This window comes from Pseudarthrobacter polychromogenes (assembly GCF_014644495.1).
GTDB lineage: Bacteria > Actinomycetota > Actinomycetes > Actinomycetales > Micrococcaceae > Arthrobacter > Arthrobacter polychromogenes.
Window position 1 is genome coordinate 1 of record NZ_BMKU01000003.1, and the last position, 13,719, is coordinate 13,719.

Sequence of the window (13,719 nt, forward strand, 5' to 3'; positions counted from 1 at the left end):
TCTTTGGAGTACATGGAGGTCACTCTTGTTGACGCGCTGGGGCGTCAGCATTACCTGTCTGGCGGTGGGGGCTTCTCGGGAACCTTGTCGACCACTGTTGATGATTGGTGGGCCCCGGGGGCGGTTGAGATTGACCGCATTCTTGTTAAGAATGCGACTTCGAGTGTTTATTACGATGCGGACGGCGGTGTTCATCCGAATCCTCCGGGGATGGAGGCTCCCCGTCCGTTCAGCCTAGATGTTCAAGCAACACGGTTCGCAGTTGAAGCTTGGAGGACTACGCCAAAGGGCGTGACATTCGCTGACGAGGATGGCACTGCTGAGGATACGTTCACGGTTCCGGTCTCTGAAGGTGTTGAGTATCTGGTCGGTGACACGGTGACTGCTGCTGGGACGTATCCAGGGTCGGGGACAGTGAGCGTGACGGCCCGCGCTGTGACGGATTACGTGCTCGCGCCAGGCGCGTCGGCTGAGTGGTCGCACTCATTCAAGGAGACGCCGTATCAGGTGATTCCTGCCGTGGTCGTCTTCACGGACGAGGATGGCACTGTTAGGGACACGTTCACGGTTCCGGTCTCTGAAGGTGTTGAGTATCTGGTCGGGGACAAGTTGACCGCGGCCGGAACGTATCCAGGCTCGGGGACAATCGCAGTGACCGCCCGGGCGAAGACGGATTACGTGCTGGCTCCGGGTGCGTCGGCTGAGTGGTCGCACTCATTCAAGGAGACGCCGTATCAGGTGATTCCTGCCGTGGTCGTCTTCACGGACGAGGATGGCACTGTTAGGGACACGTTCACGGTTCCGGTCTCTGAAGGTGTTGAGTATCTGGTCGGGGACAAGTTGACCGCGGCCGGAACGTATCCAGGCTCGGGGACAATCGCAGTGACCGCCCGGGCGAAGACGGATTACGTGCTGGCTCCGGGTGCGGCGGCTGAGTGGTCGCACTCATTCAAGGAGACGCCGTATCAGGTAACGCCGGACGCCGTGTCGTTCACTGAGAAGGACGGCACTGCTGGGGACACGTTCACGATTCCGGTCACTGAGGGTGTTGAGTATTTGGTCGGGGACAAGGTGATGGTTGCCGGGACGTATCCGGGGTCGGGGACAATCGCAGTGATCGCCCATGCCAAGGCTGACTATGTCCTCGCTGAAGGCGCGTCGGCTGAGTGGTCGCACGAGTTCAAGGCGACCCCGTATCCGGTGACTCCTGCCGCGGTCGTCTTCATGGACGAGGACGGCACTGCTGGGGATAAGTTCACGGTTCCTGTCACTGAGGGTGTTGAGTACCTGGTCGGCGACAAGGTGACTGCTGCCGGGACGTATCCGGGGTCGGGGACAATCGCAGTGATCGCCCGTGCCAAGGCTGACTATGTCCTCGCTGAAGGCGCGTCGGCTGAGTGGTCGCATGAGTTCAAGGCGACCCCGTATGCGGTGACGCCTGCAGCCGTGGTCTTCACGGATGAGGATGGCACCGCGAAGGATACGTACACCGTTCCGGCGACGGAGGGTGTGGAGTATGTGGTCGGTGACGAGGTCACTGCCGCTGGCACCTACCCGGGATCCGGGAAGGTCGTAGTGCGAGCTCGTGCTTTGGACGACTATGTCCTGGCTGAGGGTGCGGCTGCTGAGTGGTCGCACGAGTTCAAGGTGACCCCGTATGCGGTGACGCCTGCAGCCGTGGTCTTCACGGATGAGGATGGCACCGCGAAGGATACGTACACCGTTCCGGCGACCGAAGGCGTGGAGTACGTGGTCGGTGACAACGCCACTGCCGCTGGCACGTACCCGGGTACAGGGACCGTGCAGGTCACAGCGCGTGCCTTGGCTGATTTCGTCCTGGCTCAGGGTGCTGCCGCCGAGTGGTCGCACGAGTTCAAGGTAACCCCGCATAAGGTGACAGCTGCCGGCGTCGTGTTTAGCGATCTGGACGGAACGAAGGATGACAGCTTCACCGTCCCGGTGTCTGAAGGGGTGGAATATCTTGTGGGCGGCGAGGTGACTGCTCCCGGAGCGTACCGCGGGTCCGGGACGGTCACTGTGACGGCCCGCGCTGTGACGGATTACGTGCTCGCGCCAGGCGCGGCGGCTGAGTGGTCGCATGAGTTCAAGGCGACGCCGTACCAGGTGACACCTGCCGCCGTGATCTTCACGGATGAGGACGGCACTGCGCAGGATACGTACACGGTTCCGGCGACGGAGGGTGTGGAGTACCTGGTTGGGGACAAGTCCACTGCCGCCGGAACCTATCCGGGGTCGGGGACAGTGACTGTGACGGCTCGGGCGAAGACGGATTACGTGCTGGCTCCGGGCGCGTCGGCTGAGTGGTCGCGCGAGTTCAAAGCAACGCCGTACCAGGTGACACCTGCCGCCGTCATCTTCAGTGATAAGGACGGCACTGCGCAGGATACGTACACGGTTCCGGTCACTGAAGGCGTTGAGTACCTGGTTGGGGACAAGGTGACTGCCGCCGGAACCTATCCGGGGTCGGGGACAGTGACTGTGACGGCTCGGGCGAAGACGGATTACGTGCTGGCTCCGGGCGCGTCGGCTGAGTGGTCGCGCGAGTTCAAAGCAACGCCGTACCAGGTGACACCTGCCGCCGTCATCTTCAGTGATAAGGACGGCACTACGCAGGATACGTACACGGTTCCGGTCACTGAAGGCGTTGAGTACCTGGTTGGGGACAAGGTGACTGCCGCCGGAACCTATCCGGGGTCGGGGACAGTGACTGTGACGGCTCGGGCGAAGACGGATTACGTGCTGGCTCCGGGCGCGTCGGCTGAGTGGTCGCACGAGTTCAAAGCGACTCCGTTTCCGGTAACACCGGCCGCCGTGGTGTTCATGGACAAGGACGGCACCGCCGAGGACACGTTCACGGTTCCGGTCACTGAGGGTGTGGAGTACCTGGTTGGGGACAAGTCCACTGCCGCCGGAACCTATCCGGGGTCGGGGACAGTGACTGTGACGGCTCGGGCGAAGACGGATTACGTGCTGGCTCCGGGCGCGTCGGCTGAGTGGTCGCACGAGTTCAAAGCGACTCCGTTTCCGGTAACACCGGCCGCCGTGGTGTTCATGGACAAGGACAGCACCGCCGAGGACACGTTCACGGTTCCGGTGACTGAGGGTGTTGAGTACCTGGTTGGGGACAAGGTGACTGCCGCCGGAACCTATCCGGGGTCGGGGACAGTGACTGTGACGGCTCGGGCGAAGACGGATTACGTGCTGGCCCCAGGCGCCTCCGCGGAGTGGTTGCACGAATTCAAAGCGACTCCGTATCCGGTAGATCCTGCCGCCGTCGTGTTCACGGACCAGGATGGGACGAAGGATGACACCTTCACGGTTCCGGTCACTGAGGGTGTTGAGTACCTGGTCGGGGACAAGGTGACCGCCGCCGGCACCTATCCGGGCACGGGGACAATCGCAGTGACCGCCCGTGCCAAGACTGACTATGTCCTCGCTGAAGGCGCCGTGACGGAGTGGAGTTACACGTTCAAGACCACGTCTGCAGCCTACGTCCCGCCGGCCGTTTCGCCTTTTGTAGATGTGTCCACGGGACAGCAGTTCTACAGGGAGATGGCGTGGCTGGCTGAGCGAAAGATCTCGACTGGCTGGGACGAGGGCAACGGGGTCCGGGCGTACCGTCCGCTGCAGGCGATTAATCGTGATGCGATGGCCGCGTTCCTGTACCGGATGGCTGGCTCGCCCGAGTACGCCGCGCCGGCCGTTTCGCCTTTCGAGGATGTGTCCACCGGACAGCAGTTCTACAAGGAGATGGCGTGGCTGGCTGAGCAAAAGATCTCGACCGGCTGGGATGAAGGTAACGGCGTCAGGACGTACCGTCCCTTGCAGGCGATAAACCGTGATGCGATGGCCGCGTTCCTGTACCGGATGGCTGGCTCGCCTGAGTACGCCGTTCCTGCCGTGTCGCCGTTCGCGGACGTGTCCACCGGACAGCAGTTCTACAAGGAGATGGCGTGGCTGGCTGAGCAAAAAATCTCAACTGGCTGGGACGAGGGTAACAGCGTCCGGACGTATCGGCCCTTGCAGGCGATTAATCGGGACGCGATGGCGGCCTTCCTGTTCCGCTTGGACGGACTTACCGCCTAATCCAGTGAGGCATCCGATCTAGGGGCCCCGGCACGAAAGTGCCGGGGCCTTTCGCGTCCATAACGCCTGTACCCCAAGCTGAAAGGTGAGCAGTACGACGGCGGCCGTATGCCGCCGTCGTACGCCTTTCTCTTGAGCCTGGCTGGGGCAGCGCTTTTTGGCCGAGTTCGTTGAAGCCAAAAGACCTAAAAAATGCTCCCTGAATTGCTTCCCGCGATCTACACTTTGCCGGCATCCGGTGACCCATTTTGTTTCACATCCAGAATTTGTGAGCAATGCGATACGATTCGCCTATTGCGCGTAGCGCCCGGCCAGAGTGCGGTGATTGCACGCTCGCCGCTATCCAGCGTTCACTTTTCTATCTTGGGGGAAACTATGCTTCGGACTTGGGCCTTTCACGCCCTCACGCGGGTCCTGCCGGCACTAATTCTGGCCGTGACGATGTCCCTGTTTGGCGCTCCTGCACAAGCAGAAGCGGAAGGGACAGGTTCCATTAGTGGCACCGTCACCACCAGTGCCGGTATCAGCGTCGATTGGCTTCCTGTGACGGTAATTGGTGCCGCTGATGGCGAGCACTGGGGCTGGACCCGAACGGCGGCCGATGGTTCCTATAAGGTCACCGGATTGCCGGCAGGCTCCTACGTGGTCCGGGTCAGCGGCGTCAGCAGCGGCGGGCATGACACCTGGTATGGCGGAATTACACGCGAACTCGCTACACCCGTGCAATTAGCTTCAGCCCAGGATGCTATTGGGATAGACATCGAACTCCCCCTAGGCGGAACAATCTCCGGAAAGGTGACCGTCCCGGGAGGATTCACTTTCGATAAGATCACCGTGCACAGTTACCGGCTGGAATCCAACCAAAACGGCCCCTTCGCATGGGTGGACGCCCAGGGTAATTACCTGATAAAGGGATTGGCCCCAGGAACCTACACCCTCTACTTTTATCCCCAAAATCCCGACCTTCAACCCGTCGACTACGGCCGGGAACCGTCGAAGCTGCCCACACCGTTTACGATATCCGGACCCGAAGCAGTGACAGGCATTGACGCATATCTTCCCAAAGCGTCTGTGATTGAAGGGACACTGACACTGCCTGAAGGCGCCACCATGGATGGCGTGCGCGTCACGGCAAGAAGCCTGGACAACAACCTGGTGGGTCACGGCACGGTGGGACCGGGCTCTTCGTACCGCATCACCGCTCTGCTCCCGGGCAGCTACCGGATCAAAGTATCCGCAGGAGCCAGCGGCATGGTTGATCAGTGGTTCACAGACGGGAGCTCGGCAGGCTCCGCCACCAGCGTTTCTGTCGGGTCAGAGGAAACAACCCGCGGCATCAACATGTCCTTGAAAGTAGCGCCGGCTTTTTCTGATGTCGCCGACGGTCTCCAGTTCTCTGAAGACATACGGTGGCTGGCAGCGCGGGGAGTGACTGAAGGTTTTCCGGACAATACCTACAAGCCCCTGGAAACCATTCACCGCGACGCGATGGCAGCTTTCCTGTACAGGGCAGCCGGCAGGCCGGAGTTTGTGCCTCCGGCCCAGTCACCTTTCCACGATGTGACCCCTAATACGGCGTTCTACAAGGAAATCACTTGGTTCCATGCGGCAGGTATCACCAGGGGTTACGACGACGGCACCTTCCGTCCCCAGAACGCGGTGAACCGGGACGCGATGGCGGCCTTCCTTCGTAGGTACAGCAACAACGTTTCCTGTATCCGGCCCAGGGAAGAAGTACCGGTCTTCACGGATAATCCTGCCACCGCGCAATTTGCTGAGGACATCGCCTGGATGTCCTGCTTCGGCATCTCCACAGGGTTCCCGGACGGAACCTACCGGCCCACTGAGCCGGTGCGACGGGACGCAATGGCGGCATTCCTTAAGCGCTGGTCGGAGAAGGCCGTACATGCATCGGGACTGAGCTAGGCGCGAAAGGATGGGACGCAGCCCCGGTCTCCGGGCTGCGGAACTCGAAGCGGCCGCTCCTGACTGCGCCTCGCCCCTCGTCCGGAGTTTTTGTCCAGATATGCAGGCTTCCGACCACAGAAAGCCTGCGTATCTGGACAAAAATTCACGCTGGTAAGCGGAAGGTGACCAGTACGATGGCGGCCGCGCGCCGCCGTCGTACGCGTGAGACAAGCCTTGTCAGCCTGGCTGGCCCCCGGCTCCTACTGCCGAGCAGAACACGGAGACGGATTGGACACTCACGGTGTACTCCCTGCCGTCTTTCAGCTTGATGTCCACTTGGCCGCCTCCGCTGATAAAGCCTCGGTGATTTCGGCCCAGGTAGCGGTAGCCGTATCCTCCGCTTGGAAAATAGGAATCAGTCACTGAGGCAATGTCCTGCAGCGGAAAGTGTGCCCGAATTCCGGATGTTGAGAGGGTGACCTGGGCAGGCCCCACCTTGGCAGTTGTCCTGAGCCATCTGGGACCCCAAAAGACCAATAAGGCACCCAGAGCTGCCGTCATGGCCGCGGCGAGGTACACCCATGATCCTCCCGCGCCTGCCGCCGGCGGCTCCGGGGTTAGCAGGCAACCCAGCAGCGCGGAGCCCAGCGCCAGGATCCCGGCGCCCCGGATGATCACCTTCGCAGTGGAGTCCGCTTCGACAACCGAGATGTAGGGCTGGTGCGGCGGTGATGTGTTGCTGTCCCCTTGGCCAGCGTCATGACGAGTCATGGACCGTTCCCCCTTTAGCGTGGCGGCTACTGACAAGGCCGGCTGCGCTCCCTGTCCCAATCTAAACGCATTGACCTCCCGCCCTTAACCCGAGGGGCAGGAAGGAAGCTGCCGTCGCCCGTGCCCGGCCTCCCGGGAACTCCAAGCAGTGCTGGGTACAATCGACCACTAAACGAACACTGCTTTTGCCGGAGGTACGGAGAAACAATGCAGGAATGGCTCGAAGTCGGCGCTGACAACTATGTGCTGGTCACCGAAGGATCGCTGCTCAACACCGGGCTGGTGGTGGGGTCCGAGCGGGCCATGGTGATCGATACCGGCTGCGGGCCCCGGCAGGGGCGGGAGATCCTGGACGCCGTGCGGGAAAAAACCCAGCTGCCGCTCGTGGTGGTGAACACCCACGCCCATTACGACCACTTCTTCGGCAACGCGGTGTTCGCCGAAGCCGGCGTCACCGAGTTCTGGGCGCACCAGAACTGCGCCACCGAAATCGAGGAGCGCGGGGACCTTCAGCGCCGCTTCGTGGGGACGTTGGAACCGGAAATGTCCGTAGGCGAAGGCCAGAACGTGGAACTCGTAGTCCCCAACGCAATCGTCAAAGACCAGCCTGTGCTGGTGGACCTGGGCGGGATGACCGCCACCCTGTTCTACCTGGGCCGCGGCCACACCGACGGCGACCTGGTGGTGGGCACCCCCACCACCCTGTTCGTTGGCGATCTCGTGGAGCAGGGCGCCCACCCGTCCTTCGAGGACTCCTACCCTGAGGAGTGGGCGGATGCGCTCCGGCACATCTCAGCGCTGCGCCACCGCTACGAGTTCCTGATCCCCGGGCACGGCAAGCCCTGCAGCGACGAGTTCGTCAAGACCATGGCGAACACACTGAGCACCGCGGTCCGCCAGGCACGCCAGTCCATCCGGGACACCCCGGACGATGCCACCAAGGCCATCCCCGTCCTGCCGTACGGGCCGGAACAGTCCCGCTGGTTCATCAAGCGGCTGCAGGAGACCCGCCGGGAGCAGTAGCCGGGGACGTGCGCTCAATCATCGAAGTGCGTGCGCACGTTGCGGCTCCCCGAGACGCCTGCCACCACTTCCTCGGCAACCGCAGCCAGTTTCTGGTTGCGGTTGCTGGACACCGCCATGAGGATCTTCATGGCCTCATCCTGCGTGCACCGGTTCTGTCCCATGATGATGCCCGCGGCCAGGTCAATGACGGTCCGCTTTTCCATGGCAGCCCGCAGGTCATTGGTCAGCTCGTCCTTGGCCGCCATCCTCACCGCCAGAGCCATCGCGTGGCCCGCCGATTCAGCGAAGACTGTGGCCCGGGGGACCATCCGTTCGGTGATGGGGCCGGCGGGGGAGGCAAAAAAGTTCAGCGCCGCCGCCGCGTTTTCTCCGGGATCCAGCGGAACACCCAGGCAGCTGCCGCATCCGGCCGCCGCCAGCGCCTTGCTGTACGTGGGCCAGCGGGAGTCGGTGGAGACGTCCGCCAGCAGCACCGGCCTGCCGATCCGCAAGGCCTCAATACACGGCCCGCCGCCAACAGCCTGCTCAATCTCGTCCAGGCGAACGGCAAGCTCGCTGCTGCCTGCGATGGTGACCGGGCGTTTCTGCCTGAGCAAGGTGACCGCACACTCAACGCTTGCGCCCGCCGCTTCCGTCATCACCCCGGACGCGAGGCGGGTCAGGCCGTCCAGGAAACTCTTGAGGTCCCCAACCCCGGACAGGAGCCCCTGGAGCTGATCGTAATCGCTCTGAACTTGGTTGAAGGCCATGGGAACACCATAGGAATCTGGCCACCTGGAAGCAATGAGTGCTGCTGCACTGGATAGGGTGTGTAAGCGGCGCCCCAGTGGTGGGGATTAGTAAAACGAGTAGCGATTACTCGGGCCCTCAGCTCCTGCTGCTGCCTAGGTTCGATGCATGGCAGAAGTTATCAACCGCAAGCACGGCCGCCGCAGGATGGCCAAGGAACCCAAACGCGGCATCCAGCCGTACGTGATCGTCAACGTTGTCCTGGCGGTTGGCCTGGCCATCGCCGCGTTCGCCCTGACTCGGTAGGCGGAGCGGGGCTTTGGGCCCATCTTTTGGCAGCGCCGGAGTGGCAGGATAACCCCCAGGTGGGCGGTACTGCGGCCGTCCTCCCGGGAGGCAGGAATTGATGGCGGCTGACAATCCCCGGAAACGGCCCCGCACAAGCGGGCGCCGAGCCGGGCCCGCAACCGGGCCCGCATTCGGGCGCCGGCCCGTTTCAATCACGCTGGCCTGCATCACGGCGGTTCTCCTTGCAGCGTGCCAGTCCGCTCCAAGCCCGGCACCCGGCCCACCGGCCTCCGGGACTGCAGACGGTAAGTTCGCGGACGGAAAACTGGGGCACGTCTTTGTGATCAACCTCGAGAACAAGTCCTACGCCAAGGTGTGGGGCCAGGAGTCGCCGGCGCCGTACCTCTCCAGGACCCTGCGGGCCCAGGGGGCGCTGCTGACGGAGTACTACGCAATCGGCCATGCGTCCCTGCCCAACTACATCGCGCAGCTCTCCGGGCAGGGCCCCAACCCGGTGACCAGCAGCGACTGCCACACCTACGAGGCCTTCACCGTCACCGGGACGGCCAGCCCGGGCCAGGTGCAGGGCAGCGGCTGCGTCTACCCGGATTCGGTGCCCACCCTGGCCGGCCAGCTCAGCGCGGCAGGGAAGTCCTGGAAGGGCTACATGGAGGACATGGGAACACCGTGCCGGCACCCCGAAATCGGCGCGAAGGACCCCAACCAGAACGCCAGCGCCGAGACCCAGTACGCCACCCGGCACAATCCGTTCGTGTACTTCACAGCCATCACGTCCTCGCCCGAATGCCAGGAGAACGTGGTGGACTTCAGCAACCTGGACGCTGACCTCACCTCCCTGGACACCACGCCCAACCTGTCCTACATCAGCCCCAACCTGTGCAACGACGGCCATGACGATCCCTGCCACGACGGGTCAAAGGGCGGCCTGCCCCGGGCCGACGCATGGCTGAAGAAGCACGTCCCGGACATCCTGGCCTCCGCGGCGTTCAAGAAGGACGGGGTCCTGGTCATCACGTTCGACGAGGCCAAAGGCAAGGAAAGCGCCGCGTCCTCGCTGCCCGGAGGGGCCGGCGGCGGCCGCGTGGGTGCGCTGGTCCTGTCCCCGCAGGTCAAGGGCGGCACAACATCACAGCGGGCCTACAACCACTACAGCCTGCTGGGAAGCATCGAGGACATCTTCGGCCTGCCCCACCTCGGCTACGCCGCCGCCCCGGGGCTGAACCGCTTCAGCGCCGACGTCTACACCAACCGTTCCTGACTGTTCGGCACCACAATCGCGCGGCACCACAGGTGACCAGTACGACGGCGGCCGCGCGCCGCCGTCGTACGCCTTCCCTCTCGCAGGGCGCACCGTCCGCCCCGCACGTGCTGAGGCGGCGTACTCAGGGAGTTCCCAGCCCGCCCGGCCTAGGATGTTCCCCATGATGCTTGCCCAAGAGGCGAAGTCCGCTGCCGTGGTGATCAACGCCGGGGCGCGCCTGGGAGCGGCGGGGCCGGTGCTGGCAGTGGATACCCTGCGCAGTGCGGGCCTGCCCATCTCCGCCGTCCACCAGATCCTGTCCGGCACCGAGCTCGCCGGGACCCTGGACCGGGTGGTTGCCGAGGGGCACGACCTCGTGGTTGTTGGCGGCGGTGACGGGACGGTGTCCTTCGCCGCCGGCCGGCTCGCCGGGACACGAATCGTGCTGGGGGTCCTTCCGCTGGGGACGGCGAACGACCTTGCCCGCACCCTGGAGATCCCGGCCGATCTTCCCGGGGCGTGCGCTGCCCTGGCCAGCGGGAAGGTGGTTGACATCGACATGGGGCGCGTGAACGGCCAGCCGTTCCTGAACGTTGCGTCCGTGGGCCTCTCGGTGGGTGTCACCGAAACCCTCAGCCCACGCCTGAAGCGGTATCTCGGCCCGGTGGCCTACGCCGTTGCCGCCGTGCGCGCCTATGCCCGGCACCAGCCGTTCCGTGCCCGCCTCGAGTTCCCGGACGGGGACCACGAAACGCTGGAACTGGACAACCTGCTGCAGGTGGCGGTTGGCAACGGCCGGCACTACGGCGGCGGCAACGCGGTCTCACCCACGGCCGGCATCGACGACCACCTGCTGGATGTCTACGCCATCCCCGGGGCGCCGCTCCGGGAGCACATCAGGATCGCCCGGATGCTCAAGAACGGCAGCTTTGTGGAGCGCGACGGCGTGTACCACCTGACCTGCCAGCGCGTCCGGCTGGTCACCGAGCCGCCCATGCCGGTGAACCTCGACGGCGAGATCGCCACCGCCACGCCCGCCGACTTCACCATCGAGCGCAACGCCGTGCACGTGGTGGTGCCGCACGGCAGCACCAGCGCCCGGTTCGACGGGTAATTCCCTGGTGAGCGCACGACGGCGGCCGCGCGCCGCCGTCGTACGCTTCAGTCCTGGAGGTGGTCAGGCGCCCATGCTTCCCGCCGGCATCTTCTCCTGCTCCTTGACGGAGGTGCCGCTGCTGCCCGCGGACTTCTTGGCGTCACCGTCCTGTGAACCGCCGTCCATGCTCCCGTCCGGCATGGAAGCGGCGGCGGGCTGCTGATGGCCGTTATGGGTGACGCTCTCCTCCATGGCGCCGGCCGGCATCTCCACTTTCTGCCCGAGGGCACCGGCGGTGTCCCCGCCGCCCTCCCCGGTCATGGAAGCGGCGCCGGACGCCCCTGTGGACTCCTCGGTCAGGAACGGCCTGGTCTGCCACTTGTGCCAGAGGGCGTTGTCCGTGCCACGGACAAAGACTTCCAGGCGGCCGTCGGCGTTGGTGCCCACCGCGATGTTGGACGTGAGGATGCCGCCCAGGGAATGCCAGTCGGACCAGCCGCTGTTCGGTGCGGTCTGCCATTTGTGCCAGAGCGCGTTGTCGGTGCCCCGGACGAAGACCTCCAGGCGGCCGCTCGCGTTCCTGCCCGCGGCGATGTCCGACGTCAGCAGCCCGCCCAGGGAGCGCCAGTCGGACCAGCCGCTGTTGGGTGCGGTCTGCCATTTGTGCCAGAGGGCGTTGTCTGTGCCGCGGACGAAGACCTCCAGGCGGCCGTCGGCGTTGCTGCCGGTGGTGATGTTGGAGGTGAGGATGCCGCCCAGGGAGCGCCAGTCGGACCAGTTGCCGTTGGGTGCGGTCTGCCATTTGTGCCAGAGGGCGTTGTCCGTGCCCCTGGCGAAAATCTCCAGCCGGCCGTCCGCGTTCCTGCCCACCGCAATCTCGGAGGTGATCACCCCGCCCAGGGAGCGCCAGCCGGCCCAGTTGCCGTTCGGCGCGGTCTGCCAGCGGTGCCACACGGCGCCGTCGTTGCCCCTGGCGAAAACTTCCAGCCGGCCGTCCGCATTGCGCCCGGCCGCCGCGGGCCCGGTGATGCCGCCGCCCAGGGAGTTCCAGCCCGCCCAGTTACCGTTGGGTGCGGTCTGCCACCGGTGCCAGAGGGCGTTGTCCGTGCCGCGGGCAAAGATCTCCAGCCGGCCGTCCTGGTTGTTGGCCGCGGCGATCTCGGAGGTGATCACCCCGCCCAGGGAGTTCCAGCCGGACCAGTCGCCGCTGGGGGTGGTCTGCCAGCGGTGCCACACGGCGCCATCGGTTCCCCGGGCGAAGGCCTCCATCCGGCCGTCCTTGTTGTTGGCCACGGTCACGTCCGAGGTGATGACGCCGCCCAGGGAGTTCCAGCCGGACCAGGCCGCGGGGGCAGCCGGATACAGGGCCCTGAAACCGTCAATGTCGTCCTGGGTGAGGGCACGTTTGGTGAAGTTGGAGGATACGGTGGGGGCCATCACGGCGTTCGCCACGCTGGTGTGCGCGAGCCCCACAATGTGGCCGAACTCGTGCAGAGCCACCGTCTCGATGTCGAAGGCGCTGGCCACGGCGCCGACACTCCACACGTGCTCGCTGTCATCGAAGTGGACCGGCTTGGGCAGCGTGGTGGTGATGACGCTGCAGCCCGGCGGGAAATCCGCGTGGGCCAGGACGCCGCCCACCATGGAATGGTCCGGGTCCGCGGCCGGCCGCCACCCGATGCGGATGTCCGGGCTGGAACCCACGGCCACCTCGGTGAAGGTCAGCCCGCCCACGGCCTGCCAGGTCTGGATGGCGCGCCGGATCGCGTCGAACTCGGCGTTGCCGGCGACGTCGTCCGTGCCGGTGTCAAAGGCGTACGTCAGTGTCCTGTCCGCCCACGCACACGTGGTGGAAAAGGCGAGTTCGCCCGGCCGCACGTCCGGAAGCCCGCAGCGTGGCCGCATCATGGCTTCGCGGGTGGCGTCGTCGAAATTTCCCGTGACCGGCAGGTGGAAGAACTCCTGGAAACTCCGGAGGGCGCCTTCGGTGGGGTCGTCCAGGACGCCCAGTTCCCGGGGCGTGGCCGGCCCCAGGTAGCCGAACCGCTCGAGGTACGTCTGCACTTTGCTGAAGCCGGCATGGCGCTCGCCGGGGGAGGTGTTTTCGACGGCGGCCAGGTACGGGGCGCCGCGGTACTGCTCTTCAGGCATTGGATTCTCCTTGATCTGTTCTGATGCTTCGCAGGATCTGCAGGGCGACGTCCCGTTGGGCGTCGGCAGGCAGATGGACGACGGCGGTGGCGCGGCCAGGGATGGTGGCGGCAACGGTGCGGGTGCCGCCTTCCTCGAACACGACAAAGTCAGCGATGCTGCTGCCTACGGTTTCCCGCCAGTGTTCATAGCCGGGTTTGGCTGCATAGCGGGTGAGGGGATCGGCGAAGAGGCTCGCATCAACGGTCAGGCGCATGCCGGCACCTTCCAGGACAGCGGCGCTGCCCTCGATGCCGCGCTCAGGCGAGGGGGCCAGCGCGCTGGGAACGTCCAGCGCCAGGCCCGCCACCCGGAGGGAACTCCACCCCTGTTCCATGACCCC

Annotated in this window: 10 protein-coding genes; 6 read left to right on the forward strand and 4 right to left on the reverse strand. The window is 64.8% G+C overall.

What is annotated here, in order from left to right; translation table 11 throughout:
• Positions 1 to 291 precede the first annotated feature (291 nt).
• Positions 292 to 4,107 (forward strand): S-layer homology domain-containing protein, encoded by a 3,816-nt coding sequence (locus IEX43_RS05540; protein WP_229666325.1) that lies wholly within the window; start codon positions 292 to 294, stop codon positions 4,105 to 4,107.
• Between the two features lie 192 nt (positions 4,108 to 4,299).
• Entirely contained in the window at positions 4,300 to 6,033 is a 1,734-nt protein-coding gene (locus IEX43_RS05545; protein WP_188809447.1) for an S-layer homology domain-containing protein, read from the forward strand.
• A gap of 219 nt (positions 6,034 to 6,252) precedes the next feature.
• Here the strand turns inward: IEX43_RS05545 and IEX43_RS05550 are convergent, their stop codons facing one another.
• On the reverse strand, positions 6,253 to 6,786 hold the full coding sequence (locus tag IEX43_RS05550; RefSeq protein ID WP_188809448.1) for a hypothetical protein: 534 nt from the start codon (positions 6,784 to 6,786) through the stop codon (positions 6,253 to 6,255).
• A gap of 207 nt (positions 6,787 to 6,993) precedes the next feature.
• Here IEX43_RS05550 and IEX43_RS05555 point away from each other — a divergent pair, with 207 nt between their 5' ends.
• Positions 6,994 to 7,809, forward strand: coding sequence for an MBL fold metallo-hydrolase (locus IEX43_RS05555; protein ID WP_188809449.1), 816 nt, complete (start codon positions 6,994 to 6,996; stop codon positions 7,807 to 7,809).
• A gap of 14 nt (positions 7,810 to 7,823) precedes the next feature.
• Here IEX43_RS05555 and IEX43_RS05560 read toward each other — a convergent pair whose 3' ends face one another.
• The gene (locus tag IEX43_RS05560) at positions 7,824 to 8,561 is read right to left on the reverse strand and encodes a GAF and ANTAR domain-containing protein (RefSeq protein WP_188809450.1); all 738 of its coding nucleotides are present in this window, start codon (positions 8,559 to 8,561) and stop codon (positions 7,824 to 7,826) included.
• A 148-nt stretch (positions 8,562 to 8,709) separates the two neighbouring features.
• Here IEX43_RS05560 and IEX43_RS05565 point away from each other — a divergent pair, with 148 nt between their 5' ends.
• The 3 genes from IEX43_RS05565 to IEX43_RS05575 all read left to right on the forward strand — a co-directional run bounded on the left by IEX43_RS05565 (position 8,710) and on the right by IEX43_RS05575 (position 11,204).
• Positions 8,710 to 8,847 carry a hypothetical protein gene (locus IEX43_RS05565; RefSeq protein ID WP_188727126.1) on the forward strand — a complete coding sequence of 46 codons (138 nt, stop codon included), beginning with the start codon at positions 8,710 to 8,712 and terminating at the stop codon, positions 8,845 to 8,847.
• A gap of 322 nt (positions 8,848 to 9,169) precedes the next feature.
• Positions 9,170 to 10,108 (forward strand): alkaline phosphatase family protein, encoded by a 939-nt coding sequence (locus IEX43_RS05570; protein ID WP_229666326.1) that lies wholly within the window; start codon positions 9,170 to 9,172, stop codon positions 10,106 to 10,108.
• Between the two features lie 163 nt (positions 10,109 to 10,271).
• A complete protein-coding gene (locus IEX43_RS05575) occupies positions 10,272 to 11,204 on the forward strand; it encodes a lipid kinase (RefSeq protein WP_188809452.1) in 933 nt (310 codons plus the stop codon).
• Between the two features lie 63 nt (positions 11,205 to 11,267).
• On the opposite strand, the gene IEX43_RS05580 is transcribed toward IEX43_RS05575, so the two are convergent.
• Both IEX43_RS05580 and IEX43_RS05585 read right to left on the reverse strand, forming a co-directional pair.
• Positions 11,268 to 13,337 carry a matrixin family metalloprotease gene (locus tag IEX43_RS05580; RefSeq protein WP_188809453.1) on the reverse strand — a complete coding sequence of 690 codons (2,070 nt, stop codon included), beginning with the start codon at positions 13,335 to 13,337 and terminating at the stop codon, positions 11,268 to 11,270.
• Positions 13,330 to 13,713, reverse strand: coding sequence for a hypothetical protein (locus tag IEX43_RS05585; protein WP_188809454.1), 384 nt, complete (start codon positions 13,711 to 13,713; stop codon positions 13,330 to 13,332). Before IEX43_RS05585 ends, IEX43_RS05580 begins: the two co-directional genes overlap by 8 nt.
• Positions 13,714 to 13,719: the final 6 nt, after the last annotated feature.

Bases quoted from the DNA above. Each gene is read 5' to 3' on its own strand.
- IEX43_RS05575 (WP_188809452.1), top strand. From the start codon at position 10,272: ATGATGCTTGCCCAAGAGGCGAAGTCCGCTGCCGTGGTGATCAACGCC.
- IEX43_RS05550 (WP_188809448.1), bottom strand. From the start codon at position 6,786: ATGACTCGTCATGACGCTGGCCAAGGGGACAGCAACACATCACCGCCG.
- IEX43_RS05580 (WP_188809453.1), bottom strand. From the start codon at position 13,337: ATGCCTGAAGAGCAGTACCGCGGCGCCCCGTACCTGGCCGCCGTCGAA.
- IEX43_RS05555 (WP_188809449.1), top strand. From the start codon at position 6,994: ATGCAGGAATGGCTCGAAGTCGGCGCTGACAACTATGTGCTGGTCACC.
- IEX43_RS05585 (WP_188809454.1), bottom strand. From the start codon at position 13,713: ATGGAACAGGGGTGGAGTTCCCTCCGGGTGGCGGGCCTGGCGCTGGAC.
- IEX43_RS05545 (WP_188809447.1), top strand. From the start codon at position 4,300: ATGCTCCCTGAATTGCTTCCCGCGATCTACACTTTGCCGGCATCCGGT.
- IEX43_RS05560 (WP_188809450.1), bottom strand. From the start codon at position 8,561: ATGGCCTTCAACCAAGTTCAGAGCGATTACGATCAGCTCCAGGGGCTC.
- IEX43_RS05565 (WP_188727126.1), top strand. From the start codon at position 8,710: ATGGCAGAAGTTATCAACCGCAAGCACGGCCGCCGCAGGATGGCCAAG.